The sequence below is a fragment of the Methylobacter tundripaludum genome (assembly GCF_002934365.1).
GTDB lineage: Bacteria > Pseudomonadota > Gammaproteobacteria > Methylococcales > Methylomonadaceae > Methylobacter_A > Methylobacter_A tundripaludum_A.
Genome location: NZ_PTIY01000004.1, coordinates 121,335 through 147,680, shown reverse-complemented (window position 1 = coordinate 147,680; position 26,346 = coordinate 121,335). Strand labels below are relative to the sequence as shown.

Below are 26,346 nucleotides of genomic sequence, written 5' to 3'. Positions count from 1 at the left end.
AATCTCCTCACCCTAACCCTCTCCATCAGGAGAGGGAACAGAAATACCGAATTTTGACATGCGCTGGATACTAGGTTGATCACAAAAGGCTTTATGAACAATAAACCCATCGAAGTCCTCAAAACTGTCTTCGGCTACGATAAATTCAGGGGATCGCAACAGGAAGTCATCGAACAGTTGATAGCCGGTCAGGATGCGTTGGTGCTGATGCCGACCGGCGGCGGCAAGTCGTTGTGTTACCAGATTCCATCTTTGATCCGGCCCGGCGTCGGCATCGTGATTTCTCCGCTGATCGCGTTGATGCAGGATCAGGTCAACGCCTTGCTGCAATTGGGCGTCAAAGCCGCTTTTTTGAATTCTACTTTATCCCTTGAACAATCCCGTAAAACCGAGCAGCAGCTGCTTAACGGCGATCTGGATTTGCTGTATATCGCACCGGAACGATTGACTTCGGCACGCACCGGCGCACTGTTCCAGCGCATCAAGATTGCGCTGTTCGCGATTGACGAGGCGCATTGCGTATCCCAATGGGGACACGATTTTCGGGCCGATTATCTCCAGCTGTCCCTGCTGCACGAGCGCTTCCCCGACATTCCGCGCATCGCGCTGACTGCAACCGCCGACGACAAAACCCGCGAAGAAATCAAGTTACGCCTGAATCTGGAGCAAGCGCAACTGTATCTTAGCGGCTTCGACCGCCCGAACATCCGTTATCGGATCGTGCAAAAACAAAATGCCCGCGACCAGCTGATCGATTTTATCCGCGCCGAACACGCCGGTGACGCCGGGATTGTTTATTGCCTGTCACGCAAGAAAGTCGATGACGCCGCCCAATGGCTCAGGGCCAAAGGCGTTAACGCCCTGCCCTATCATGCCGGCATGGACGCCGGTTTGCGCGCCAGGCATCAGCACCAGTTTTTAATGGAAGAAGGTTTGGTCATTGTCGCGACCATCGCGTTCGGCATGGGCATCGATAAGCCCAATGTCCGCTTTGTCGCGCACCTGGATTTGCCGAAAAGCGTTGAGGCCTATTACCAGGAAACCGGCCGGGCCGGGCGCGACGGTTTGCCCGCCGACGCCTGGATGGCTTACGGTTTGCAGGATGTGATCACGTTGCGGAAAATGCTTCAGGATTCCAATGCCGACGAAGCGCACAAGCGTGTTGAATACCACAAACTGGATGCGATGCTGGCCTTATGCGAACAGGTCCATTGTCGTCGTCAGGCCTTGCTGGCTTATTTCGGCGACATTCTCGATCAGCCCTGCGGCAACTGCGACACCTGCCTGGAACCGGTCAACACCTGGGACGGAACGGTGGCCGCGCAAAAAGCGCTGTCCTGCATCCACCGCACCCAACAACGCTACGGCGTCGGCTATCTGATCGATGTGTTGCGCGGCAAGGCCACCGAGCGGATTGTCAAAGCCGCTCACGACAAACTGTCGACCTTCGGCATCGGCACGGATATTGACGAACAGCAATGGCATTCGGTGTTCCGGCAGCTGGTCGCTAGAGGGCTGGTTGCCGTCGATTTCGACCGCTTCGGTGCATTGCAACTGACCGAAGCCTGTCGGCCTATTTTGCGCGGCGAGCAGCAGCTGATGCTGCGCAAGGACTTGAAAGCCGAGAAAATCAAAGGTAGTAAAAGAGAAAACAGGCAGTTTGCCAAAACCGACGATACCCTGCTGTGGAACGCCTTGCGCGCCAAGCGCAAGATGCTTGCCGATGCCCAGGATGTGCCGCCCTATGTTATTTTCCATGACGCAACCTTGATGGCGATGCTGGAAGCCAAGCCGACCAATCGCCAGCAAATGAGCCAGCTGTCCGGTGTCGGCGAACGCAAGCTGGAACTTTATGCCGATGAGTTCCTGGCGGTGATCGGCGAGTTTGTCGACATCAATAAAAACGGGCCGATCGGCCTGTCGGATACGATGGCCGAATCGGTGGCCTTATTCCGCTTGGGCTACAGCGTAAAGCAGATCGCTCAGCAACGGGAACTGCAAGATACGACTATTTACGGGCATTTGGCCCAGTCGCTGGAACAAGGCATGCTGGTGCTGGCCGATGTCGTTGAATTGCCCGAGCAGGAAATCAGGCAAATAGAAGCCGCTATTCTCAACTTGCCCGAAGAGCAGCGTAACGCGCTTAAACCGGTTTACGAGTTGTTTGACGGGCAATACAGTTACGGGGTTTTGCGCTGTATCAGGGCCGCGTTGCAGCATCAAACGGGGTGATTGCAGTGTCTACGAACAGCTTAAAAAGCTCTTACTCGCCACGAAGGGCACGAAGAAATAAAACTTCGTGCCCTTCGTGTCTTCGTGGTGAAAATTTTTTAATTTTTTGACTAATGAAATTTTCGATCATCATCCCAACCCTGAATGAAGAAAAAACCATAGCCTCGTGCCTGCTCGCGTTGCAGCCTTTACGCAGCAACTGCGAAATCATCATTGTTGACGCGACTAGCGGCCAGTCGAATATTAATTACCCTCACGCCCATTTAGCTGACAAAATCATCTACTCGGCAAAAGGCCGCTCCCGGCAAATGAACGTCGGCGCAAGCCATGCCGGCGGCGACATCTTGATCTTCCTCCACGCCGACACCTACCTGCCCGAACACGCCTTGCAATTGATCGAACAACAACTCAGTAACGGCAAACAATGGGGGCGTTTCGACATTCAACTAAGCGGCGATCATGTCATGTTGAACGTGATCGCCTGGATGATGAACCTACGCTCCCGCCTGACCGGCATTGCTACCGGCGACCAAGTAATCTTTGTCACACAAGCAGCGTTTGCAGCCGTTGGTCAATATCCCGAAATCGCGTTGATGGAAGACATCGCCATCAGCAAAGCGCTGAAAAAAATCAGCCCGCCGCTTTGTCTTAGCGCCAAAGTCACCAGTTCCGGCCGAAGATGGGAGCGCTATGGGCTGTACAGGACTATACTGCTGATGTGGAGCTTGCGCCTGCGTTACTTCTTCGGCGCAGACCCGCAATTATTGGCCGCACTTTATTCCAGGGGGCAATTTTGGAAACCGTAATCCGTTTATCCGTAGCGCTGGGCATTTTCTGCATCATGATAGTCTGGGAATACCTCTGCCCCAGAAGAACTCATCACATCAGCCGCAAGCAGCGCTGGTCGGTTAACCTGGGGCTTGCCGCTTTCAACATCGCGATCATGCGATTAAGCCTGGGCGGCATTGCCTACCTGAGCGCCGTAACCGCCGCAGGCCAAGGTTACGGCCTGTTAAACTGGTTGGCCGCACCCGAATGGCTGTCGGTTATCGTGACCTTGCTGTTTCTTGATTTTGCGATTTACTGCCAGCACATCGTTTCGCACAAATGGCCGCTGCTGTGGCGTTTGCATCAGGTGCATCATACCGACCTGGAATTCGACGCCACCACCGCCGTGCGCTTTCACCCGCTGGAGATCATGATTTCGATGCTGTACAAAGTGCTGTGCATTGCTTTGATCGGCGCGAATCCGTGGGCGGTCATCGCTTTTGAGATCATCCTGAACGGCGCGGCGACCTTCAACCACAGCAACATCGACATCCCATCGGCGATAGACAAAAAACTGCGTCGGCTGATCATCACGCCGGACATGCACCGCATCCATCACTCGACCGTTCCGGCCGAAACCGACAGCAATTACGGCTTTTCGATTTCCTGCTGGGACAGGCTGTGCAGAACTTACGTTGCCGAACCCAAACAGCCTCAAACGGCTATGGATATAGGGTTAAAGCCTTTCCGCGAACAGCATGAGTTAGGCTTTATGCAATTATTGCTGCTGCCTTTTAAGGCCTTGCGGAAACGATGACTTACAAATACCCCGATGCCGTGCTAATGATTTTCTGCAAAGCCCCGGTTCCCGGCCAAGTCAAAACCCGCTTAATCCCTCAATTAACCGCCGGACAGGCCGCCGAGCTTCATATCGAACTCAGCACAAAAACGCTGCAACGGGCGGTACAAAGCAACTTATGTCCGGTACAACTCTGGTGCGCACCGGCAACCGAGCATCCGTTTTTTACCGAATCGGCGGCAAACTATCCATTAGTCCTCCGGCAACAACAAGGAGCCGATTTAGGCGAACGCATGCACCACGCTTTTTGCTCGGCGCTTGCCGACTACTCCCATGCCTTGCTAATGGGCTGCGATTGCCCGTCATTAACCGGTCAGGATCTGGAGCAAGCGTTAGCCGCCTTAAATCAGAAAAACGAAGTCGTGCTGGCCCCCGCGGAAGACGGAGGCTATGTACTGATCGGATTCAATCGGCCCCAGCCGGAACTGTTCGATAACATGCCCTGGGGAACGTCGAGGGTGCTTGATGAAACCCGCGACCGTATCGCGCGCCATAGGCTCCGCCATCATGAACTGCGCGAACAGTGGGACTTGGATACCCCGAAGGATTTGGAGCGGTATCGGCAACATTAAAGATCGTCTAACTCCACCATCAAAATCTCAAAAACCGTATAATTCGCAAGTCGGTTTTGAAGTTCATCTGTTCGCTCTAAGGATTTGGTTAAAAATAACTTCCCGAAATCACTGTCTTCTATCGTCAAGCCGATCATGCTTCGGCAAGTCCTTTAGTCCTGAGCGTAGCCGAAGGGCTCAGGGCGAACGGAAAAATTTTACCCGATCCATATTGGGAAATTATTAATGGCCGTATCCTAAACTCTATCGTTATGAAACACGCAAAAATCCCGCTCTGCCTGATTTTAATCATTATTATCCACGGCGCTATCGACTGGTTTACCAACCGGCCGCAGGATGCAGGCGCGGATGTACCGGCCGGAAAAATCATGAGTCTGTCTTTCGCATCGTCCCGTGAAGGCTTTAAAACGCCGCTGCCTGAGCATATCAACGAAGATTTGGGATTGCTGGCGGATAAGACCTATACCATCCGCACTTACTCGATTCTTGGCGGCGAACCTACCGCCGATATTGCGCGTAAATACGGCGTCAATATGATTCAGGGCGGCTGGCTGGGACCTGACCATGAAAACAATAAAAAAGAAATCGAGGCGTTGATCCAATCGGTTAACGCCCACCCCGATGTGGTCAAACGGATCATCGTCGGCAATGAAGTGCTGCTGCGTCGGGACATGGATATCGACAGCCTGATCGGTTATATCCGGCAGGTCAAACAGGCGGTTAAACAGCCGGTGTCATACGCCGATGTTTGGTCGATGTACATGAAATACCCCCAACTGATCAATGAGGTGGATTTTATCACCATCCATATACTGCCTTATTGGGAAGACGAACCGGTACCGGTTGAACAGGCAACTGAACATATTGAGAAAATCGTTCAACAAGTCAAAGATAAAGCGCTCAGCATGGGGCAAAACAAGCCTATCCTGATCGGCGAGTCCGGCTGGCCGAGCGTCGGGCGGCAGCGCGGCGGTGCCGTCCCCAGCGTCGTCAATTCCGCCAAATTCATTCGCAGCCTGCTTCAGGTCGCCGGCCGCCAACATTTCGACTACAACATCATCGAGGCTTTTAACCAGCCTTGGAAAGTTGATTTTGAGGGAGTGGCCGGCGCCAATTGGGGATTGCTGACGACTGATCATAAACCGATTTTCCCTTTAACCGGCCCGGTCAGCGAGAATCCTGCCTGGCCGGTGCATTTCGCTTTAGCGACGGGCTTGTGGTTACTGATTGCTGCTGCTTACTATAAAAAGCTGCACGGTGTTTCCCTGCCGCGAGCGCTGGTGTTTTTGGCTTTGGCGCAGGCGCTTGGCGTTTGTCTGGTTACGCTGGCGGATTTTCTGTGGTACACCAGTTACAACCCTTGGCAACGCGCGTACAGTCTGTCGATGATTGCCGCGAATACCGTATTGGCCGGATTGCTGATCCGGCGTTTCTATGATGTTTTGGCGGACAATCCCGACATGCAAAAATTAGCGACCCGATTGAGAACCGGCTACCTGATTTTCATACTGCTGGCGCTTTATAAAACCTACAGCTTGGCCTTCAACGGACGCTATCTGAGCTTCCCGGTCGAGCAATTCGCCATTCCCGCGATTGGCGTCTGCGGTTTGATAGTTTGCCTGTGGCTGCGCCAACGCCGGTTAAACTATCAAACCCTGGCGTTCGATCATCTAACCGGCGGGAATTTTTCAAGCCGTCACGACCGCATTCTCGCCTACTTGATGGGCATTGGGGTTATCGCCTTGATATTGGGCGAGACCAAGGCTTTTATGGACGGGCATGATTTCATTCTGGCGCATCCGGGTTTTTACGAAGGCCTGCCGTTCGCGTTGGCTTATACATTTCATAACCAGCAACTGCTGGCTTGGTTGCTTTGTCTGTCCATCCTGTCCGCCCCATTCAGCACAGATGCCGCTGATAAAGCTAAGGATCGTGCATAAAATTAATTTAGGCAATTACCATGAAGAGCATGAAGGCTTAAACCTTTCATGCCGCTTCATGTCCTTCATGGTTAAAAAATGAAAAATAAAACTTGCTCAAGTTATTTCATCCATGTTCCTAAGGCTTAAGACACGGGCGAATCTAACCGGAAATAACTTGGTCGCATTATCGCCCTTTCTTTTTAAACTCTTTCAGCCCGGCAAAGCCGATCACCAAAACCAGCAACCCGGCAATCATCACCATTATCTTGGTCACCGGGAAACCCACCAAAAACAAAAACCGCTGTTGCTGTATGTCACCGGAACCGTCGTGCAGCGTAACATTAAGCCTGTAGACGCCGCGCTGCCCGATGCTTTGCGAAATTGACGCAAGGCCTGTGCCGAGCAGCTCTTCAGGCTGTTGCTTGATCACGGTAAACGCCTGGCCGGGGTTAAACCACGACGTCAATGCCGCCAGCTCCAGTGTGACCAAGGTCTTTTCCTCCCCTGCCGCCAGCGGTTCCACCGCCAGCACGATCTGCCCCAACTCGGGGAAAAAATGGCAAAAGTGCTTTCCTTCCAGCTCCCGCTGGAATTGGTAGCCGCTTATGCGCAACCGGGTATCGCCCACGCTCAGAAAACAACTATTGTTATGATCTCCGGCATGAGCAAATACCGGTTGATGCATCATGACGCTAAAAAGCGCTATGAACAGGAGGTGCGCACTGAGCTGGTTCTTCAAACGTTTCAAAATACTTTCCGTCGATTCAAAAAGCTTAGTGTATCAACTTCCGGCGCGGCACACGGCTCCGTCATTAAAATTTAATCCGGTCAACGGGATAACAATGCTAGAATTTTGGCCTATAAACCGCATTTTCTTTCCGTTATTTCTGGAGCATCAATGGGCCCTCATTATCTGAATCGCTTTTTCACCCCCAAATCTGTTGCTATCGTTGGCGCTTCCGAACGCGAGGAAAGCGTAGGTTACCGGCTGCTGCTGAACATGCAGGAAGCGGGCTTTAAAGGCGGGCTTTATCCGGTCAACAACAAGCGCGACACCTTATTAGGCTTAAAGGCTTATCCCGATCTCAATGCCGTTCCCGAGGATCTCGACTTGGTAGTGATTTCGACCCCGGCTCCCAGCGTTCCAGGCGTTGTCCGCCAGTGCGGAGAAAAAGGCGTCACGTCCGTGATCATTATCAGCGCAGGTTTCGGCGAACTGGGCGTTGAAGGCAAGCGGCTGCAACAGGAAGTGCTGGACATCGCCCATCGCTACAGTATCCGCATCATCGGCCCTAACTGCCTGGGCGTTGCCCGTCCCAGCGGACACCTTAATGCGACCTTCGGCGACGGCACGATCAAGGACGGCAATCTGGCGCTGCTGTCTCAATCCGGCGCGGTGTGTACGGCGATTCTGGATTGGGCAAAATCCCAGGACATCGGCTTTTCGACGGTTGTTTCGATGGGCGGGGCGGCGGACATTGATTTCGGCGAGGTGCTGGATTATCTGGCGACCGACAGCAAAACCACCGGCATTTTGATGTATGTTGAAGGCATCCGCGACGCCCGCCGCTTTTTGAGCGGCCTTAAAGCCGCGGCGCGGCTAAAACCGGTGATCCTGATCAAGTCCGGCCGTCATGAAGCGGGCTGCAAGGCGGCGATGTCGCATACCGGCGCGATGGTCGGCGGCGACAACGTATTCGATGCGGCGATTGCCAGGGCCGGTGTGGTCAGGGTTTACAGCATCAATGAGCTGTTTTCCGCGGCCCGCGTTTTGGCCAACAATTATGTGGTCAAAAAGGACCGTCTGGCGATCATCACCAACGCCGGCGGTCCCGGCGTGATGAGCACCGACCGCGCCGAGGACGTCGGCGTGCAAATGGCGGAACTGAGCCCTGCCAGCATCGCCGCACTAAACGAGGTGTTGCCGGTACACTGGTCGCATGACAATCCTGTCGATATTCTGGGCGATGCGACCTCCGAACGTTACCAAAAAGCGCTGGAAATTTGCCTTAAAGACAAAAATATCGACGGCATACTGGTAATACTGACGCCCCAGGCGATGACCAATCCGACTCAGGTCGCCGAATGCGTTATCGAAGCCGCGAAAACCAGTAAAAAACCGGTGTTGGCGTCATGGACGGGCGGCTCACGGGTTCAGGAAGGCCGCAATCTTTTCGCCAACAGCAAAGTCGCGCACTTCAGTACGCCGGAAATTGCGGTCGATGCGTTTTCATTCCTGGCCAGCTATAGCCAGAACCAGATCCTGCTGAAACAAATTCCCTCGCCTACCGATGAATTGGCGACACCCGATGTTACGGGCGCGCGCTTGATTATCGAACGGGTGCTTTCGGAAGGCCGCCAGGTTTTAACCGCGCAGGAAGCCAAAGCCATCCTGGCCGCATTCCACATCCCGGTCAACCAGACCATCAAGGTTTCCAGCGCCAAGGATGCGATGATTGCCGCTGAATCGATGCGCTTTCCGGTCGTGTTAAAAATCAATATGGCCGAGTTCAGCCACAAATCCGATATAGGCGGCGTGCGGCTTAATATCAACAGCGTTAAGGAAGTTTCGCAGCACTTCATGGAAATGGAGTCGGCCATTAAGCAAAAATATCCCGAAATCACCGAAGTCGGCATGACGGTTGAACCGATGTTCAAATCCCCCAGCGGGCGCGAGCTGATGATAGGCGTGGTCAGGGACCCTGTATTCGGCCCGGCGATCAGCGTCGGCCTGGGCGGCACGATGGTGGAAATTTTGAAGGACAGCGCCGTCGCGCTGCCGCCGTTGAATGCGTATATGGTTGAGCAGATGATCGCCAAAACCAAGGCGGCCAGATACCTGGAAGCGTTCCGTCAGTTACCCGTCGCCAATAAACAAGCGCTGGTGGACGTGCTGCTGAATGTATCGACTATGGTCAGCGAGCTGCCGGAGATTTTGGAGCTGGACATTAATCCTCTGATTGTCGACGAACACGGCGTAATGGCGGTTGATGCGCGTATTAAAGCCGAAACATCGCACCAACTTTCGCCTTATTCGCATATGGCGATCCACCCTTATCCGCATGAACTGATCCAGCATCATCAATTATCGAACGGCGTCAATGTTACGATCAGGCCGATCCGCCCTGAAGATGCGGGCATGGAAAAAGATTTCGTCCATCGCCTGTCCGAACGCACTAAATATTTCCGTTTTATGCAGGCCTTGCAGGAACTGACGCCGGAAATGGTGGTGCGCTTCACCCAAATCGATTACGACCGTGAAATTGCCTTTGTTGCGGTCACCGAGGACGAAAACATGCCGAACGAATTGGGCGTGGGCCGCTACATGGTCAACCCGGACGGCAATTCGGTGGAATTTGCGCTGGTCGTTGCCGACGACTGCCAATGCATGGGCATCGGCACCAAACTGATGAAAACCTTGTTGCAGACTGCCAAAGCCAAAGGCTTGTCGTTCTTTGAAGGCGAAGTGCTGGCTGTCAACAAACCGATGTTGTCGCTGGTTGCCAAGCTGGGTTTCAGCATTGAAACTATCGCGGGTGACAATGAAGTGGTGCGGGTTGTTAAGGATTTGAGGCAGTGATTTGGCTTTATAGAAATAGAACACGGATGACGCGGATTTTCAAAGCACGGTAGGATCGGTGGAGTGATAACAAAACCCATCATGATTTACTATCATTGAGATGGGTTTCACTGCGTTCTACCCAACGCACTACATTACTGTTTAAATAAATTAATTTTACAAAGAAAGAGGTGTATTTATGGGGAATAGCATAATTCCAGTTTCTGGAACATGGAATTGGGTTTCAGAAAAACAGGATGATGAAAACGAAATAACATTTCCTGTTGCGTGCTGGATAATGAACAATGAAACAGGTTTTGTTTCTGGGCTTATCGCGCTTGATGCAAACTATGGTGGGCACGAAAAAAACATAACCGATTCATCTGTTACAAGACTTGCATCCCCGCCACCCATCCCAGGAAGATATATTAGGATTGGATAGCAGCATTGAGTTGGTGCGCCCAAGCTCAACGCGGTAAGGTGCAACTCCAACCTCGTCCCTAACGTTTTTACGATGCCTGAGCTAAGAGGAGGCATTAGCCAACGCAAGACTTTTTGGCCGGCTGCATTTTATCGCCTCCAGCAACAGCTCGACAATTTGCGGCGCATGTTAAGCGCGACAAACTGAATACTACATTTAAAACCGGTGGGCACGTCATGACCACGATTACTTTTGATACCCTGAAATTCGCCAACACCCTGAAAGCCGCCGGTGTCCCTCCTGCACAGGCCGAAGCTGAAGCCGTTGCACTGTCCGAAGTATTGAAAGTCAATCTCAAAGATTTAGTTACCAAAGAAGATATGCACCGTGACATGCGCGATCTTGAACAACGCCTTATCATCAAACTAGGCGCTCTCATAACGGTAGCTATTAGCATTGTCGCCGCGCTGGTCAAACTGCTGTAACGCTAATACGCCCTACATTAACCTTGCCGTACCCCAGCAAACCGAGCAACAAAACAACCATTAGTCCAATAACCGGCCTGTCGCCCCATCTCGCGTAAGGCGTCATGCCGCCCATCGGGTTTATCGTTCCGGTAAGCGCTGTTTCCTGAAACAGCGGAGCTTGACCAACGATTTCACCTTTCGACGAAACAATCCCCGTCATTCCCGTATTGGTCGATCGCAACAAAAAGCGACCGGTTTCGATCGCCCGCATTCTTGCCATTTGCATATGCTGATGCGGCTCTATCGAATCGCCGAACCAGCCGTCATTGGTCACGTTAACCAGGAAAGCTGCATCTGGCAGGCCCCGGACACTCAAATCACCGAATACGTCTTCGTAACAGATCAGCGTTATGAACGGGTAGCCGCCCGCTTTCAACAAGGGCTGGGTTGCCGTTCCCGGCGTAAAATTTCCCAACCTGATATTGATCAGGTCGAGCACGAATCCCGATAAAGGTTGCAGCGGCAGATATTCCCCGAAAGGCAATAAATGGGTCTTGCGGTACATGCCTTGCTCTTTACCCAAGGTTATTACGGCATTGAAGTTTTTAACCGGGGCGGTTTCCTGCACCGGAACGCTGATGATTAAATCGGTATTGTGCAGCTTGGCGTCGTTAGCCAAAGGCGCTAAAAAAGCGTCTTGAACCTGATCCAGGTAGGCGGGGATGGCGGTTTCCGGCCAGATAATGACATTGGAATCCCAATGTTCTTCGGTCATCCTTTTATATTTCAACAGGGTATTGATTTTATTTTCCGGCCGCCATTTTTGATCCTGCGCTATATTGCCCTGAATCATCGAAACGCGGATCGGCTGACCGATTTCATGCGTCCATGTTTGGTTCCGCAACAAAGCGCCCGTTCCCCACAAGATTGTAAGCGCCGTTATCAGCAACAGCCTTTTTTTACCCCGACAAATTTCTACGGCGATCGAAGCCGTCAACGCCGCGATAAATCCGGCACCGTAAGCGCCCAATACCGGTATGTATCCGGCCAGCGGCGTTTCCAGCTGAGAATAGGCCAGTTGCAGCCAGGGAAATCCGTTCAGCACCCAATAGCCGCGAAGATATTCAACCAGCATCCAGATAACCGGCGTCAATATGACCTGACCCGGCCCTTTCATTTTTACCGAAAGATAGCCCGCCAACGCCGGAAACAATGCCCAAAAGGCGGCAAACACGGCGGTCAGCAGACTCGATTCCAGCGCGCCGGCTCCGCCAAAATCGTGCATGCTGATGTACACCCAGGATACGCCCGAACCGAACGCGCCCAAGCCGAACAAATAACCGCGCAAGGCGGCGCGTTTGGCCGAACAACCCCGCCAAGCGGCAAACAAAAACGCCATCGCGGCCAAAGCCAGCCAGGAATAATCGAACGGGGCAAAAGATAAGGTGAGTAAAATACCGGCAACCGGGGCGCAAAAATCCCAATACTTACTGTTTGAATAATGCATGTTTTGTTTTTGGATTCGGAATATGAGCGCCTTTGTCAATGGACGCGCATTGAAGTTAACTGTCATAATAAGTGAAGCCCGTTATCGAGACAACAAGGCTCAACGCCGAGGAGCATATTTTGAAAATCGTTAAAGTACCCAAGCCCATGCGCATGGTATGGGGAAGCCTGATAGCCTATTGGCTATCGGGGGTTATTAGCCCGGCTTTTGTTGCGATTGCGGTACTGATTGCGCTGTTTATCCCGGTTTTGATCGTTGATCCTTTTTTCCCCACCCGGCCTGAAGAGTAGGTCGGCGCTTTTTTTCAGTGAACACTCGATTAAAAACCTCGCTGTCAATTTTAATACTGCTACCGCTCTGTTCGTTTAGTGTCGCCGCTCAAAAACTGTATAAATTTCAGGATGCGCAAGGCACCTGGCATTTTACCGACAAGCCGACCGGAACCGAGCTAAAGCTTGAGGTCAGGCAGCTTAAGGCCCCGGCGCCCAAGCAATGGGTCTGGCTATTACGGTCGGGCGACAAGCAGCATCCCCGGTTTTTTATCCGTAACGACTATGCCGGTCCCGTTGAAGTCGAAATCGACTTTACCGAACAAAACAATATCCAGGCTAAGCCCGACTTGCCCAGGCGCTTTGTAGTTGCGCCGGGAAAATCGGACTCGCTTTTTGAAATAAACCCGGTTGATGACCATCAGCCATCGCGGTTTACGCTTCAATACCGCTATGTCATCGGCCGCCCTTTAGCGCATTACCGTTCCAGCGCAAGCTATTTGCCGCCGATAGCGCCCGATACGTCGTTTCAAATTTCCCAGGCTTTCGGCGGAAGTTTCAGCCATGCCGACGAACAGAACAAATATGCCGTAGATATTATCATGCCGATCGGCACCCCGGTTTATGCGGCCAGATCGGGTATCGTGCTCGAAGCCGAGGATGATTTTTCCAAGGGCGGCGCCAATAGGGCCTACGCCTCAGAAGCCAACAACATCAGGATTCTGCACGATGACGGTTCCATGGCGCTTTACGCCCACTTGGAACTGGAGAAAGCCCAGGTTTATCCGGGGATGGCGGTGGCCGCCGGTCAATTGATCGGCTATTCGGGCAACACCGGTTTTACCACCGGCCCGCATCTGCATTTCACCGTTCAGATTAATCGTGATATGAAGCTGGTTTCCGTACCGTTTACCTTTATCAACCGGCAGGGACTGGCCGAAGAACCGGCAGTCAATACATGGCTTAAAAGGAGTGCTCCCCAGCAGATGGACAATGCCGTCAAATGAAAAGTCAGTTACCCAACATAGTCACTTACGATGCCGAGTGCGGCCGCGTAACGGTCTCGAGGCGGCGTAACCCGATAGCTTGACCATTGATCTTTAAGCCCTTATAGTGCGACCGAGAACTTCGATAAAAAATAATGACTTCCCGGCAAATCCGAATATTGTTTTTTATTAGCTAATTCGATGCCGTAAGGCTTTGAATTAAAATCAATAATCAAGCTATTCCCCGAATACGCTTACGAATAACCACAGAAAACCATTAGCCGAAACATCCCGGAAACAGGGAGCGGTTAAAACATAAAGCGAAAAAACGGACAAGGCGGCGGATTTAAGCCGCTACAAACTCAGCGCAAACATTCCTATCGAGGTGAAGAAAATGAACATCCCAGACCGAGACTACATGCTGGAAAGACTAAGAAATGAAAAACCAAAAACAAAATCAAGCGCTCTATACAAAATCATTTTATTTGGAATAGTCGCACTTGTATTGATAGCAAACGGTATAGGACTGACAAAGGAATTAAAAACGCCCGCAGCAAATCCAACCGATTCTGAAGCCCTAAAAATAAACAGCATTGTCCAATCAACCGCAAAGATGATCCAATCCATCCAGCAACAAGTAAACCCGGCGCCTAAGTCGCGAGTCTGCAAAATCAAACAAAACGGCGAAGAGGAATGTAAATTCATATAACGGTTTCAGCTTATTCAGGCTTGTCGGGCGCAATAGTGATATTTGCTGTATTGCGCCCTAAAAATTACACCTTCCCGCGTTTTTCCTCCGACAGACCGGCGTTTCAACAAGCTAGCCGAGAGGTAGGAATACATCGGTAATGGCCTCGCATTCCGGCACATCAGGAAAGAACCGGATGCGCTGCAAATACAGCGGAAAATCTCGCGGCGTCTCTCTGCTTTGCGGCAGCCATTCCGAGTACAGATAACTGACCGTCTCGCCGAGCGTATCGTCGGAACCGATATGCCGCAGCACGGCGCATCGGCCACCCGGAATTATCTTGCCCACAACGCCAAATTGGTTATCGCCCACACCTTTATCGGTTGCGGCGCAGATGTCAAATCGATAGTTCTCTGGCGCAACGTCCGCCGGGTTGTCGTAGAGAATATTGAAAGTGGCGCTGATTTTCGGCGGCAGATGATTCTGCTTTCGCCATTCTATAAAACTACGCACGGAATTCCCGACCAGTCGCGGATCGCCGCGATGCTCAAAGACGGCGACTTTTGTATCGTTGAAGTTGATGAGCTTGACCTGTTCGGCTGGTTTTGCAGACCTCATGTAATGGTTCCTCAGTTCAGTCAATGGTTGATAGGTTGCGCACCAAAGATTCCACAGCGGCTGTTTTCTGAATTCGGACGGCGATTGCCCGATGCTCTTCCTGAATGCGCGCGAGAACGACTCGGGGCTTTCGTAACCATTGGCCAATGCAATGTCGATAACTTGACTGCCGCAGCGAAATGCAAGCTGATAGGAAGCCCGTTTCATCCGGCATAGCTGGACGTATTTGTAGACTCCGATTCCAAAAAATTCAGCAAACTGCCGGTCGAAATGATATTTCGAGAAAGCGGCAACACTGCTGAGTTGCTTTACGCTAAGCTCGTCGTCCAGATTGGCGTCGATGTACTCAAGCACTTTGCGGAATCTGGCGCGATAGCTCTCTGCGGTTGTTGTGCTCAACGAAATATCTCCTCGGCAATCGATAGACTATCGCCCGGAAGCCGACAACGCCTGACAGAAATTGCTGAATCCGTCATGGCGGCGGCAATAAGCCGGTTCAAGCGGCAACGGGCATCCCGCGTTTCCGGCAATCATCACCCGAATTCGCCGGAAACGCTACCCTGTATCCGCCTTACAGCTTTATCGTGAGACCGCTTTAAATTCCGATTATTAATGAAAAACAATTTCAGGCTGGCTTTTAATGACCATCACCGCCTCTTGTGCAAACAATGCCTTATATTTTGCGGCGATAGCGGCGACTTTGTCGCGGTTTTCCGGCGTATCATCGCAAACGATTTCCACCACCCGGCTTTTTTCCTGCTCAATCGTGCCGTTTGCACTTTTCCATTGCCCTTTTGCTTCAAACAGCGTTAAGCCTTTAGGGAAACGCGAACCGATTTCTTGCTGCAAAAATTGATTAAACGCCTGCTCACTGACTGCTCCACCGGTAGGTTTATTCATGCCGAAATAAAAGCGGTTCAGTTGATTGGCAGGTGCGCAGCCTAGACAGGCCAAGACGGTAAGCAGCAATAAACAGTTTTTCATAGGGTGTTTTTTTATTATATCTCGATAGACATAACTGAAAGCCGGTCGGGGCATGCTGCCCCGACCGAAACGTTTGGCTTTGGTTAAATGTAACAGCGCTTCGAACATCGCAGAAAGGTTAGGGATGGGCTTACAAGCCCCGTCCCGCTTGGAACCAAGGATGAGCGACTGTTATGCGGATAAAAACGAACTCCGAAACTTTAGTTACAAATATCCGCCTTACAGCTTTGATTTTTCTTGTTGCTCATGAACTTCGTTGGCCGACAGAAAAAAATCATATATTTCCTCGTCGACATTACCAATATCTTTTAGAAGTTGGCCGACCATAAAATACTTGTATCTAAAATAATCTGACACATATGAAGATTCATTAGAAATTTCATAGTACATATTTAAATGTCTAAATAAGCTGCCTATAGACAAAGCCAACCTAAGATAAACCGACTCAACTATACTTCCACTAGAATTTGCAAGACTTATGAAATCATTGTAACTCTGAGTTTTGATAGATATATTTCTGAGTCTAAAGCCTTCATGAATTATATGATTAACATTTAGCTCTGTCTGAGACCCATCAGGGCTTACTACCGTTTTTAAGATGGCCTCAAGATCATCATCAATGTCTTTTATAATTTTAAAAATATCTTCCTTCTCAGCCGAATGCTTGAGGTGATCCAATTGTTGCTGCATCGAATTGGCCGTCCGCTTAAACTCTGCTGCTTGAAGGGAGGTTGTATAAAGCAATGCTAGAAACGCCAGAAATGCATAAATTGGATTTAGTAAGCCGCCAAAAAAGTCACCAAACTGTCCCCATACTTCTTGCGAGTTAACCCAATGGAAGCCGTACATTGATACATACGGAATCACCGGAACAAGGAGTATTATCCCCGCGATAGTTCCTATTACGATAAGAATTCGATTCATTTCCTACGCACATCTATAAGTAAACACCTGGTTGGTGATGAACATCAAAAAACTCAGCCCAGCAAACCTGGATGGGGCTTACGAAATCCTGGGGTTCGTGACTCCGATCATCCCATATTCCGCTACGCTACATACGGGCTACACGACAAACAAAATCTTCAACCTCAGCCAAATCAAACGGCCAACCCAGCTCCTGCTTGGTCTCTGGATCATACAAAACCGGAATACGCACAGCATATCGCTCCTGCCACTGTTCCTGCTCGGCAATATCCACATAGTCAACGCCATCCGGCACACAGGTACTAACAATAACCTCAGCCTGTTCGCAAAGATGGCAGCCGAATGTGCCGAACAGTATCAAGCGCATATCAATGATGCAAATGCGCGGCCAGCCAACGCTCGGCGACTTCTTCGGCAATGCCTTTACGTCTGGCGTAATCCTGCAGCTGGTCTTTATCTATCTTGCCGACGTTAAAATACTGCGATTCGGGATGGGAAAAATACCAGCCGCTGACCGCCGAGGCCGGGTACATCGCATAGCTTTCGGTCAGTTCAATGCTGGTATGTTCGGTCACGTTGAGCAACTCAAACAGCTTGCCCTTCTCGGTATGATCGGGACACGCAGGATAGCCGGGCGCTGGCCGTATGCCTTGATAGGCTTCGTTGATTAACTGATCGGCTTCATGTGTTTCATCTTGGGCATAGCCCCAATACTCTTTCCTGACCACCTGATGCATGTATTCCGCAAACGCTTCGGCCAATCTGTCGGCCAAGGCTTTCAGCATGATCGCGCTGTAATCGTCATTGTCCCGCTCAAATTCTTGCAGTTTTTGTTCGATGCCGATGCCGGTCGTGACCGCAAAAGCGCCGATGTAGTCGGCTTTGCCGCTGTCAATCGGGGCGATAAAATCGGACAGGCAGTAATTCGGCCTGCCCGGCGCTTTGACGTTTTGCTGACGCAAATGATGCAGGGTTTCTTTCTTCTCGGTGCGAGCGTCATCGGTGTAGACCACGACATCATCGCCGTCGCTGTTGGCCGGGAAGAAGCCGACCACGGCGCGGGCGGTCAGCCATTCTTCGCGAAGGATTTTTTTCAGCATGTCCTGAGCGTCGTCGAACAGTTTTCTGGCTTCGACGCCGATGACTTTATCGTCGAGTATTTTGGGATAGCTTCCGGCCATTTCCCAGGTTTGGAAAAACGGCGACCAGTCGATATACCAGACCAGCGTGTCCAACGGGAAATGATCGATGACCTTGATGCCCAGGAACGACGGTTGAACCGGCTCGTAGTTGCCCCAGTTGAATTTATTGCGCCGGGCTTCTTCCAACGGATGTTGCTTGGTTTTGGCTTCGCGGCCTTTGTGCCGTTCCCGAACTTCCTCGTATTCTTCGCTGATGCCTTTGACGAAATCGTCTTTTAAATCGGCGCTCAGCAAGTTGCTGGCGACGCCGACGCCGCGCGATGCATCGGTCACGTAAACTATCGGGCCGTCGTAATTCGGGGCGATTTTTACCGCGGTATGCGCGCGCGAAGTGGTTGCGCCGCCTATCATCAACGGGATGGTAAAGCCCTGGCGCTGCATTTCCTTGGCGACATGCACCATTTCATCCAGCGACGGCGTGATCAGGCCGCTTAAGCCGATGATGTCGACGTTTTCCAGGCGCGCGGTTTGCAAAATATTTTCTGCGGGCACCATCACGCCCATATCGATCACGTCGTAATTGTTGCATTGCAATACCACCGCGACGATGTTCTTGCCGATGTCGTGCACATCGCCTTTGACGGTCGCCATCAGAATTTTGCCGTTGGTTTGCCTATCGCCTGCGGCTTTGTCGGCTTCCATATACGGCATCAAATAAGCCACGGCCTTTTTCATGACCCGTGCCGACTTGACCACTTGCGGCAGGAACATTTTGCCCGCGCCGAACAAGTCGCCGACTACGTTCATACCGTCCATTAGCGGGCCTTCGATGACGTGCAGCGGTCTTTCGGCTTCCAGTCTCGCCTGTTCGGTGTCTTCGTCGATGTAATCGGTGATGCCTTTGACTAACGCATGTTCCAGACGTTTTCTGACCGGCCAGCTGCGCCATTCCAGGTCCTGCTCTTTTCCGGCGCTGCTGCCGTCGCCGCGGTATTTCTCGGCGAGCTCCAGCAATTTGTCGGTGCCGCTGCCGTCGTGGGTATTTAATATGACCGCTTCAACCGCATCGCGTAAATCACGCGGAATGTCCTCGTAAATCGCCAGCTGGCCGGCATTGACGATCCCCATATCCATGCCCGCCTGTATCGCATGGAATAGAAACACCGCATGGATCGCTTCCCGTACCGGGTTATTGCCCCGGAACGAAAACGATACGTTGGAAACGCCGCCGGAAATCAGCGCGTATGGTAAGGTGCGCTTGATCTCGCGGGTCGCTTCTATGAAATCCACGCCGTAATTGTTGTGTTCGTCGATGCCGGTGGCGACCGCGAAGATGTTGGGGTCGAAAATGATGTCTTCGGGCGGAAAGCCGACTTGTTCGGTCAGAATCTTGTAAGCCCGTTGGCATATCTCGATTTTCCGGGCTTTGGTATCGGCTTGGCCTTCCTCGTCGAAAGCCATCACGATAACCGCCGCGCCATAGCGGCGCACCAGTTTGGCGTGTTCGATGAACGCCGCTTCGCCTTCTTTCAGCGAGATGGAATTAACCACGCCTTTGCCCTGGATGCATTTAAGGCCCGCTTCCAGAATCTCCCATTTGGACGAATCCAGCATGATCGGCACTTTGGCAATGTCCGGCTCGGACGCGATCAACATCAAAAAGCGCACCATCGCCTCTTTGGAGTCCAGCATACCTTCGTCCATGTTGATGTCGATAATTTGTGCGCCGTTTTCGACTTGCTGCTTGGCCACATCCAGCGCCGTTTCAAAATCGCCCTCAATAACCAGACGTTTGAATGCCGCCGAACCGGTCACGTTGGTGCGCTCGCCGACATTGACGAATAGCGAATCCGGCCCGATGTTCAGCGGTTCGAGCCCCGATAACCGGCATTGTTTGGGTATCTCGGGAATTTGTCTGGGGCTGTATTTTTGCACGGCCTCGACTATCGCTTTGATATTGGCAGGCGAGGTTCCGCAACAGCCGCCGATAATATTCAGGTAGCCGTTTTTCGCCCAATCGGCCAACTCTTGGGCCATCGCTTCGGGCGTTTCGTCGTATTCGCCGAACTCGTTGGGCAAGCCTGCGTTAGGGTGAGCGGAAATATAGGTGTCGGCAATGCCCGATAATTCATCGATATGCTGGCGCAATTCGGTTGCGCCCAACGCGCAGTTAAAGCCGAAAGAAATCGGCTGAACATGTTTCAGCGAATTCCAGAAGGCGGCAACGGTTTGCCCTGACAGCGTTCTGCCGGATGCGTCGGTAATCGTGCCGGAAATCATCACCGGCAGTTTGTAGCCAATCCGCTCAAAAACCTGTTCAACCGCAAAAATGGCGGCTTTGGCATTCAGGGTATCGAAAACGGTTTCAATCAGGATAATGTCCGCGCCGCCGTCAATCAGGCCTTTGGTGGCTTCGGTATAGGCTACGACCAAGTCGTCGAATGAAATATTACGAAAACCCGGATCGTTGACATCGGGCGACATGGACGCCGTGCGGTTGGTAGGGCCTAATACGCCGGCGACAAAACGCGGCTTTTCTGGGGTCTTTTGGGTATATTCATCAGCCGCCTCTCTGGCCACACGCGCCGACGCGACATTGATCTCATACGCCAGCGATTCCATTTTGTAATCGGCCATCGCGATACTGGTCGCGTTGAAGGTATTGGTTTCAACGATGTCTGAGCCGACTTCGAAATAAGCGCTATGAATGGCTTTAATGATGTCCGGCTGGGTTATCGATAACAGATCGTTATTTCCCTTAAGATCGACCTCCCATTGAGCAAAACGTTCACCGCGATAATCTTTTTCCTCCAGCGTGTAGCTTTGGATCATCGTACCCATCGCGCCATCGAGAAATAAAATGCGCTGGGATAGTTGCTGTTTTAATAATTCTGTTTTGCTCATAGGAACGGTCCAAGGGTTATTGGTTTTGGATATATTCATTGCTTAAAAAACAATCACGCACTATCATTTTTTTCTATTTTTGCCGGAGATGAACATGTCAAAACCAACGATTACTCAAATCATAAAGAGCGTTCTAGCTGCCGCCATTGGAGTACAAAGTGACGAAAACCGGCAAAAGGACTTCGAACAGGGATCTCTTTCAACGTATATTATTGCGGGGGTGATTTTTACCGTGCTTTTTATTTGCGGTCTTGTATTTCTTGTTTCTACCGTTTTGGGCGGTTAGAAATCAAAACCGCTGTAACCCGCAACCATAAAAAAAGCCCAAGCACTGCTTGGGCTTTTTTTAACTAACATTACGTCTTACTGACCAGAGGTTTTAAAGCTTTGCTTGATGCTTTGGAACATTTCTTTAACGTCGCCAAATAAATTACCGACAGTAATCGGTTCTTTGGTAATAAACTTTACCCGAATCAGCGCGGCCGCTAAAACGCCGACAACTGACGGCATTAATTCCAAGTAAACCGACAGCAGAACGCCGCCAAATCCCTGAAAACCGCCTTCGTTTTTTCTGTCGCCGACACTGATTAAATCACGTTCGTAATCGCTGCCGCCTTCACCGCTTCTTATAGCCTCTAAAATATAAAGGTTGAGATCGATGAATCCCAGCTGCACAACGAAAAATGTAACAGCACCAATCGCGACCCACATCATTACATTACTTGTTTTTGCTCTCATAGCCGACTGATAAATCCAGAGAGCCACTAAAATCATTACAATGCCACCAATCATATCTGTATCCTTTTTTTAAATTATTTTTTTGTTAGAAAGAAGAAATATGTACACTTTAAAATCATCTCCGAACCCTGTTTTTCAATTACCTTGCAAGATTCGTATTTTTCTCGTCCAGGAGCGGACTGTTTTTTGATTTCGCCATTTTCGATGGAATACTTCAATGCAATCTTCAACGCACTGATTCGTCCTGCGACATCAGTTGCCGATGAAATAAGTGTTCCATCCTCCTTAAATTCCCATTCCTGAGTCACAGCCTTTTTGGGGCTAGTTAACGAGACAGCTTCGTCATGAAGATTCCATTTCCCTAAAATTTCAGAATTATCTTTTAGTTGGACGTCAGCATTTGCCGATAACGTAAAGAAAATTGCGACCAGTGGTAATATTTTAACGCATCTATTCATCATAATTCCTTATCTAAAATGTATCAGCACTCAAAAAACAGATTCTAAACTATACCACATTGGCTATCGAGCAATAAATTTCAAGCGGAAACATTATTTATATCCCATCACTCAAACCGCGCAACAATAAGCCTTGACTTTAACTTTTCCTAAAGTATTATGCTCATTCCGTTTGCTATGTAACTTAGCATTATTTCTAAAAATACAAAATTATAGGTAGGACATCCCATGGGAGCGATCTTAGATATCACCGAAATGTTAAAAGAACCAGCTGGTATGGTCGGCGCGGTTGTAGTTATAGCTGCTGGCTACTTCCTAGTAAAGTGGGTATTTGCTGAGCACCCAGACGACGAAAAATAAGCCGTCAACCGATTTAATCTTAACTTAGGCCGCTCACTTCAGCTCATCATGAGTTGGGGGCGGCCTTTGTTTTGTCTGCACATTTCAATACATTAACCCTACATTTCTTATATAATTTATACATCCTCTCGATTTCCCGAATCATGAAATGTATAAACTTATCCCCGCCAAACTCTTAGAACTTCATTTCAAGCAAGCTCCAGCCACCGGCATAGGCTTATTCCGGATTTTTTACGGCTTGATCACGCTACAGGAAATCATTTTCCTGCTGTACTTTAATCATTTAATTTTCGACCCCGTTCCCTATATAGACGTCGAATTCCCGATGATTCCTTTCTTCTTGTGCCTTTGGGGCGTTATTGCCGCCTTTATTGTGGCCGGCTACCGCTACCGATTTGCAATAACCTGCAATTACATCATTTGGATTATTTTTGTTAATTTCACACCGATGCAACGGGATTTTGACGGCGGCTTTGATTTATTCATGATCGGGACGGGATTTTTTCTGCTTTTTATGCCGGGAGACAGGGCATTTTCACTCGACAATCTTCGATACAAACTGAGTACGCCTTTTACTCATTACAGCAACTACCCGAAACCGACTGTATCAGTTCTTGCCTACTACCTGCCGGTTGCTATCTGTCTCGGCTTCCTCTACTTTGACTCGGCCATACACAAGATGTTTGCCGAACACTGGCGCAACGGCTTAGGCACTTGGTTACCGGCGACACAGCCTTATTATGTTTCAGCCATCGACATGTCTTATCTGCTGAACAATAAACTGTTGCAAAACATCCTTGGCTATACGATTTTAATCTTCCAATTTACCTTTATTTTCTTTTTCGCCAAACGCCGGCTACGCATCGTCTATTTATTGATCGGCTGCGGGCTTCATCTCGGTATCACCTTGTCCTTCAATATTTATCCTTTTGGCCTCGGGATGCTGAGCTTTTATACCTTACTGGTCCCTTTCAAATGGTGGCGTTGTATTGGCCGGCTGGTTACCGCAAAACAGCCTTCTCTTACCGTATTTTATGATCAGCTGTGTCCTTTGTGTAATCGTACCGTTCTGGTCCTTAATCATTTTGATGTATTCAATTGCATAGACTTCAAAAACGCTCAGGAACATGCCGCACATTACCCGGAACTTGCGTCCATTAATAACGAGACCCTGTTAACCGACTTATACGCACTGGATAGCGCGGGGCGAATTTATTCAGGCGTCGACACCTATAGCCGGATATTCATAAAAATGCGCTATTTATTTCCGATAGGTGTTTTTTTAAGCCTTCCGGGAATTCATCAATTTGCCTTAAAAAAATACCGGTCTATTGCCGATACACGCAAGCGCATCCCCTGTTCGTCCGCCTGCCCAGTACCCCAAGCCATAACGGACACGACCTTATATCATCAGTTTTTTGAAACCTTTGCCGAGCAAAAACCGAACGCTTTTTCCAGGAAGCTCACAAAAATATTGATTGCGCTGCTCGTTTTGCAATTAAACAGCTCGATTCATTACGGGCTTATTTACAGACTTAATGCCGACACCCCTCAAAGCCCCTTATCACAAGCCAGCAATGCCGTTTTAATGGTCTCCCAGACCTTTTTAGGCATTACTCCCCATGCGCTTTATCTGCACGACCATTTTGCCGGTTATGACCATATTTTAGCGATGACCTATACCGACTCAAACGGCGCTGAACGTTGGCTGCCTTTTGTCAATGAGCAAGGTCGTCTTCTTGCCCCCAACTGGGGTCGCGTTCATTCGATGTGGGCCAATATTGCCGTTACACCCAACATTAACAATAAACGCTTACATAAACTTATCATGAAAGTCACTGCTTTCTGGGGACAAAAGATTGGATTGAACCTTGATAATGCCGTTTTCAACATAAAGCTAAAAAAAATCAGCGCGCCTTCTTACTGGGTTGAAGACCAATTACACAAAAATCTAACCCCACAGTGGACCACTATCGGAACGGCAAAATGGACCGACGAACAGATCTCTTTTGATTTGCCTGACAATATCAACGAGCTTTAATTGCGTAAATGATTATTGGTTTTTATTATTGCATCATCATTCGAGTCATGATATAAAATACATGTGCTTTAATTTAATGGCGCAAATTAATAAAAATAATTCAAACCCCTTTGGAGGATATTCTTATGAATAAAATTTTGTCTCTTATAGCTATGGCGTTAATGATTGTTGGCTTGTCTGGCTGCCTGGACGATCCAGATAAATCTGCACAAAAAGTTTCTAGCTCTATTCAACTGTAAATAGAGCGCTCGCAGTACCAAAAAGCCCGGCTATATGCCGGGCTTTTTGTTTTTACAGGCTTTAAAGACTTTTATCTCCGCACTGCCCATGCCTTAACCGCGTAAATTACTAAGACAAAAGCATCACCTGCCTCAATTCTGACGCAAATTATTTTCTCCAGAATTCCGGCACAAACAGAATCACAATAGAAAATATTTGCACCCGCCCCAGAAGCATTGCGAATGTACAGATACCGGTCTGAATATCGCTCAGACTGGCGTAATTGGTCGCCGGCCCCACTTGATTAAGGCCGGGACCGGCATTGTTAAAGCAGGCGATAATCGCCGAAAAAGCACTTATAAAATCCAACCCACTCAACAACAGCATGAATACCAGAATGACGATGCTGATGAAATACAGAAAAATAAATCCGGTCACGGAAGCAACAATTTTGTTATTGACTACGGTATTGCCGATTTTCATCGGTCTAACCGCAAAAGGATGAATAAATTTAAACAGTTCCAGGCGCGCTTGTTTCATCAGGATGATCGTGCGAATCATACGGATACCGCCGCCTGTAGAACCTGAAGAAGCCGAAACGCAACTTAAAAACAACATCCACATCGGCACAAAGATAGGCCATTGATTAAAGTCCTGACTGGAAAATCCGGAATCAGTCGCAATGGTAACCAGATTAAACGTTGCATGACGTAACGCGGTAAAAAAGTCAGGATAGGTGCCTGCATGCCACAACACCCCAGCCGTCACTACGCAGCTTCCCAGCACCAACGCGAGAAAGCCTCTGGCTTCCCTGTCATCGACATAGGGGGTGAACGAAAGTTTTCTAAGCGCCACAAAATGAGTAGCAAAATTGATCGCCGCCAGCAACTGGAAGATAGTTAATACCATCTCGATAGACAGTGAATTAAAAAAACCTATACTGCTATCATGGGTGGAGAACCCGCCTAAACTCATCGCGGAAAATGCATGGCAGATTGCATCAAACCAATTCATGCCCGCCAAGCGCAAGGCGACAACGCAGGCCAGCGTGATGCCCGCATAGACCAGCCATAAAGCTTTAGCCGTTTGCGCGATACGCGGCGGCAAATCGGATTCCTTTACAGTTCCCGGCGACTCTGCAATATACAACTGCATGCCGCCGACACCCAGAATAGGTAAAATAGCAACCGCAAAGATAATAATGCCCATGCCCGCTATCCAGTTCAGCTCATGTCGCCACAAATTGATCGACATCGGCAACTGGTCAATACCGCTGAATATGGTCGCACCGGTCGTAGTAAGCCCGGAAACCGTCTCGAAATAAGCGTCGATAAAACTCAATTCAGGCTGGTAAATCATCAGCGGCAGAGTGCAAAAAACCGGCGTTACCGACCAGGTAATCGCCACCATCAAAAAACCTGTTTGCCGCGTCACTTTTTTCGGTATCCGTAGCGTCGGAACAAACATCAACGCCCCCATTAACAAGGTAATCATCGTCCCCTGGGAAAAAGCCGTGACGGCGCCGTCATCAGCTATCGCTGAGGTCAGCCAGCAAGTAGCCATCAAACCACTGAACCCTATGGTGACTAAGCCGAAAATATTGATGATTGTAAAGATGACATTCATGAGGTTAGGTTCAAAGCGAAAGGTTCAAGACTAAAGGCAAAAGACCGAGAACAAAGGTTTTTTCGCCTTTAGTCCTTAGCCT

Annotated in this window: 24 protein-coding genes; 14 read left to right on the top strand and 10 right to left on the bottom strand. The window is 49.9% G+C overall.

Going from position 1 to position 26,346, the window contains the following annotated elements; genetic code table 11:
• Positions 1–93: 93 nt before the first annotated feature.
• The 5 genes from recQ (at position 94) to B0F88_RS06480 (ending at position 6,371) form a co-directional block, all read left to right on the top strand.
• Positions 94–2,232 carry a DNA helicase RecQ gene (gene recQ / locus B0F88_RS06500; RefSeq protein ID WP_104423133.1) on the top strand — a complete coding sequence of 713 codons (2,139 nt, stop codon included), beginning with the start codon at positions 94–96 and terminating at the stop codon, positions 2,230–2,232.
• A 113-nt stretch (positions 2,233–2,345) separates the two neighbouring features.
• Positions 2,346–3,038, top strand: coding sequence for a TIGR04283 family arsenosugar biosynthesis glycosyltransferase (locus B0F88_RS06495; protein ID WP_104423132.1), 693 nt, complete (start codon positions 2,346–2,348; stop codon positions 3,036–3,038).
• A complete protein-coding gene (locus B0F88_RS06490) occupies positions 3,026–3,817 on the top strand; it encodes a sterol desaturase family protein (protein WP_104423131.1) in 792 nt (263 codons plus the stop codon). The genes B0F88_RS06495 and B0F88_RS06490 overlap by 13 nt, the downstream gene beginning before the upstream one ends.
• Positions 3,814–4,431 (top strand): TIGR04282 family arsenosugar biosynthesis glycosyltransferase, encoded by a 618-nt coding sequence (locus tag B0F88_RS06485; protein ID WP_104423130.1) that lies wholly within the window; start codon positions 3,814–3,816, stop codon positions 4,429–4,431. The genes B0F88_RS06490 and B0F88_RS06485 overlap by 4 nt, the downstream gene beginning before the upstream one ends.
• 251 nt (positions 4,432–4,682) lie before the next feature.
• Complete coding sequence (locus tag B0F88_RS06480; RefSeq protein WP_104423129.1) at positions 4,683–6,371, top strand: glycoside hydrolase family 17 protein; 1,689 nt, start codon at positions 4,683–4,685, stop codon at positions 6,369–6,371.
• Positions 6,372–6,537: 166 nt separating this feature from the next.
• Here B0F88_RS06480 and B0F88_RS06475 read toward each other — a convergent pair whose 3' ends face one another.
• Positions 6,538–7,101, bottom strand: a complete 564-nt coding sequence (locus B0F88_RS06475) for a hypothetical protein (RefSeq protein ID WP_258076579.1) — start codon at positions 7,099–7,101, stop codon at positions 6,538–6,540.
• A gap of 150 nt (positions 7,102–7,251) precedes the next feature.
• Here B0F88_RS06475 and B0F88_RS06470 point away from each other — a divergent pair, with 150 nt between their 5' ends.
• The 3 genes from B0F88_RS06470 (at position 7,252) to B0F88_RS06465 (ending at position 10,818) form a co-directional block, all read left to right on the top strand.
• Positions 7,252–9,933 (top strand): bifunctional acetate--CoA ligase family protein/GNAT family N-acetyltransferase, encoded by a 2,682-nt coding sequence (locus B0F88_RS06470; protein WP_104423127.1) that lies wholly within the window; start codon positions 7,252–7,254, stop codon positions 9,931–9,933.
• 178 nt (positions 9,934–10,111) lie between these two features.
• A complete protein-coding gene (locus tag B0F88_RS19170; RefSeq protein WP_146083319.1) occupies positions 10,112–10,354 on the top strand; it encodes a hypothetical protein in 243 nt (80 codons plus the stop codon).
• 215 nt (positions 10,355–10,569) lie between these two features.
• Positions 10,570–10,818, top strand: a complete 249-nt coding sequence (locus B0F88_RS06465) for a DUF1640 domain-containing protein (protein ID WP_104423268.1) — start codon at positions 10,570–10,572, stop codon at positions 10,816–10,818.
• Here B0F88_RS06465 and lnt read toward each other — a convergent pair.
• Positions 10,805–12,307: an apolipoprotein N-acyltransferase gene (gene lnt / locus B0F88_RS06460; RefSeq protein WP_104423126.1), complete on the bottom strand. Its 1,503-nt coding sequence runs from the start codon at positions 12,305–12,307 to the stop codon at positions 10,805–10,807. The two genes, B0F88_RS06465 and lnt, sit on opposite strands and share 14 nt — an antisense overlap.
• Before the next feature lie 119 nt (positions 12,308–12,426).
• Here lnt and B0F88_RS19320 point away from each other — a divergent pair, with 119 nt between their 5' ends.
• From B0F88_RS19320 to B0F88_RS06450, 3 genes are all read left to right on the top strand, one after another.
• Entirely contained in the window at positions 12,427–12,597 is a 171-nt protein-coding gene (locus B0F88_RS19320) for a hypothetical protein (RefSeq protein ID WP_181049849.1), read from the top strand.
• A gap of 17 nt (positions 12,598–12,614) precedes the next feature.
• Entirely contained in the window at positions 12,615–13,583 is a 969-nt protein-coding gene (locus B0F88_RS06455) for a peptidoglycan DD-metalloendopeptidase family protein (protein WP_104423125.1), read from the top strand.
• Positions 13,584–13,956: 373 nt separating this feature from the next.
• On the top strand, positions 13,957–14,271 hold the full coding sequence (locus tag B0F88_RS06450) for a hypothetical protein (protein ID WP_104423124.1): 315 nt from the start codon (positions 13,957–13,959) through the stop codon (positions 14,269–14,271).
• Positions 14,272–14,382: 111 nt separating this feature from the next.
• Here the strand turns inward: B0F88_RS06450 and B0F88_RS06445 are convergent, their stop codons facing one another.
• The 5 genes from B0F88_RS06445 to metH all read right to left on the bottom strand — a co-directional run bounded on the left by B0F88_RS06445 (position 14,383) and on the right by metH (position 20,822).
• Positions 14,383–15,267, bottom strand: coding sequence for an AraC family transcriptional regulator (locus B0F88_RS06445; RefSeq protein ID WP_104423123.1), 885 nt, complete (start codon positions 15,265–15,267; stop codon positions 14,383–14,385).
• A 210-nt stretch (positions 15,268–15,477) separates the two neighbouring features.
• Positions 15,478–15,852 (bottom strand): DUF3574 domain-containing protein, encoded by a 375-nt coding sequence (locus tag B0F88_RS06440; RefSeq protein WP_181049848.1) that lies wholly within the window; start codon positions 15,850–15,852, stop codon positions 15,478–15,480.
• Between the two features lie 219 nt (positions 15,853–16,071).
• On the bottom strand, positions 16,072–16,776 hold the full coding sequence (locus B0F88_RS06435; protein WP_104423121.1) for a hypothetical protein: 705 nt from the start codon (positions 16,774–16,776) through the stop codon (positions 16,072–16,074).
• A gap of 127 nt (positions 16,777–16,903) precedes the next feature.
• Positions 16,904–17,143, bottom strand: coding sequence for a glutaredoxin family protein (locus tag B0F88_RS06430; RefSeq protein WP_104423120.1), 240 nt, complete (start codon positions 17,141–17,143; stop codon positions 16,904–16,906).
• A gap of 1 nt (position 17,144) precedes the next feature.
• Positions 17,145–20,822, bottom strand: coding sequence for a methionine synthase (metH, locus tag B0F88_RS06425; protein ID WP_104423267.1), 3,678 nt, complete (start codon positions 20,820–20,822; stop codon positions 17,145–17,147).
• 94 nt (positions 20,823–20,916) lie between these two features.
• On the opposite strand from metH, the gene B0F88_RS06420 reads away from it, so the two are divergent.
• The gene (locus B0F88_RS06420; RefSeq protein ID WP_104423119.1) at positions 20,917–21,108 is read left to right on the top strand and encodes a DUF2970 domain-containing protein; all 192 of its coding nucleotides are present in this window, start codon (positions 20,917–20,919) and stop codon (positions 21,106–21,108) included.
• Between the two features lie 77 nt (positions 21,109–21,185).
• On the opposite strand, the gene B0F88_RS06415 is transcribed toward B0F88_RS06420, so the two are convergent.
• Both B0F88_RS06415 and B0F88_RS06410 read right to left on the bottom strand, forming a co-directional pair.
• The gene (locus B0F88_RS06415) at positions 21,186–21,614 is read right to left on the bottom strand and encodes a hypothetical protein (RefSeq protein ID WP_104423118.1); all 429 of its coding nucleotides are present in this window, start codon (positions 21,612–21,614) and stop codon (positions 21,186–21,188) included.
• Between the two features lie 20 nt (positions 21,615–21,634).
• Positions 21,635–22,021 (bottom strand): hypothetical protein, encoded by a 387-nt coding sequence (locus B0F88_RS06410; protein WP_258076578.1) that lies wholly within the window; start codon positions 22,019–22,021, stop codon positions 21,635–21,637.
• Between the two features lie 225 nt (positions 22,022–22,246).
• Between B0F88_RS06410 and B0F88_RS19685 the strand changes: the two genes are divergently transcribed.
• A complete protein-coding gene (locus B0F88_RS19685; RefSeq protein ID WP_006890565.1) occupies positions 22,247–22,378 on the top strand; it encodes a hypothetical protein in 132 nt (43 codons plus the stop codon).
• Between the two features lie 148 nt (positions 22,379–22,526).
• The gene (locus B0F88_RS06405; RefSeq protein ID WP_104423116.1) at positions 22,527–24,419 is read left to right on the top strand and encodes a DCC1-like thiol-disulfide oxidoreductase family protein; all 1,893 of its coding nucleotides are present in this window, start codon (positions 22,527–22,529) and stop codon (positions 24,417–24,419) included.
• 387 nt (positions 24,420–24,806) lie between these two features.
• Here the strand turns inward: B0F88_RS06405 and B0F88_RS06400 are convergent, their stop codons facing one another.
• Complete coding sequence (locus tag B0F88_RS06400; RefSeq protein ID WP_104423115.1) at positions 24,807–26,264, bottom strand: TrkH family potassium uptake protein; 1,458 nt, start codon at positions 26,262–26,264, stop codon at positions 24,807–24,809.
• Positions 26,265–26,346: the final 82 nt, after the last annotated feature.

Bases quoted from the DNA above. Each gene is read 5' to 3' on its own strand.
- recQ (WP_104423133.1), top strand. From the start codon at position 94: ATGAACAATAAACCCATCGAAGTCCTCAAAACTGTCTTCGGCTACGAT.
- B0F88_RS06495 (WP_104423132.1), top strand. From the start codon at position 2,346: ATGAAATTTTCGATCATCATCCCAACCCTGAATGAAGAAAAAACCATA.
- B0F88_RS06485 (WP_104423130.1), top strand. From the start codon at position 3,814: ATGACTTACAAATACCCCGATGCCGTGCTAATGATTTTCTGCAAAGCC.
- B0F88_RS06480 (WP_104423129.1), top strand. From the start codon at position 4,683: ATGAAACACGCAAAAATCCCGCTCTGCCTGATTTTAATCATTATTATC.
- B0F88_RS06470 (WP_104423127.1), top strand. From the start codon at position 7,252: ATGGGCCCTCATTATCTGAATCGCTTTTTCACCCCCAAATCTGTTGCT.
- B0F88_RS19170 (WP_146083319.1), top strand. From the start codon at position 10,112: ATGGGGAATAGCATAATTCCAGTTTCTGGAACATGGAATTGGGTTTCA.
- B0F88_RS06465 (WP_104423268.1), top strand. From the start codon at position 10,570: ATGACCACGATTACTTTTGATACCCTGAAATTCGCCAACACCCTGAAA.
- lnt (WP_104423126.1), bottom strand. From the start codon at position 12,307: ATGCATTATTCAAACAGTAAGTATTGGGATTTTTGCGCCCCGGTTGCC.
- B0F88_RS06450 (WP_104423124.1), top strand. From the start codon at position 13,957: ATGAACATCCCAGACCGAGACTACATGCTGGAAAGACTAAGAAATGAA.
- B0F88_RS06440 (WP_181049848.1), bottom strand. From the start codon at position 15,852: ATGAAAAACTGTTTATTGCTGCTTACCGTCTTGGCCTGTCTAGGCTGC.
- B0F88_RS06435 (WP_104423121.1), bottom strand. From the start codon at position 16,776: ATGAATCGAATTCTTATCGTAATAGGAACTATCGCGGGGATAATACTC.
- B0F88_RS06430 (WP_104423120.1), bottom strand. From the start codon at position 17,143: ATGCGCTTGATACTGTTCGGCACATTCGGCTGCCATCTTTGCGAACAG.
- metH (WP_104423267.1), bottom strand. From the start codon at position 20,822: ATGAGCAAAACAGAATTATTAAAACAGCAACTATCCCAGCGCATTTTA.
- B0F88_RS06420 (WP_104423119.1), top strand. From the start codon at position 20,917: ATGTCAAAACCAACGATTACTCAAATCATAAAGAGCGTTCTAGCTGCC.
- B0F88_RS06415 (WP_104423118.1), bottom strand. From the start codon at position 21,614: ATGATTGGTGGCATTGTAATGATTTTAGTGGCTCTCTGGATTTATCAG.
- B0F88_RS06410 (WP_258076578.1), bottom strand. From the start codon at position 22,021: ATGATGAATAGATGCGTTAAAATATTACCACTGGTCGCAATTTTCTTT.
- B0F88_RS19685 (WP_006890565.1), top strand. From the start codon at position 22,247: ATGGGAGCGATCTTAGATATCACCGAAATGTTAAAAGAACCAGCTGGT.
- B0F88_RS06405 (WP_104423116.1), top strand. From the start codon at position 22,527: ATGTATAAACTTATCCCCGCCAAACTCTTAGAACTTCATTTCAAGCAA.
- B0F88_RS06400 (WP_104423115.1), bottom strand. From the start codon at position 26,264: ATGAATGTCATCTTTACAATCATCAATATTTTCGGCTTAGTCACCATA.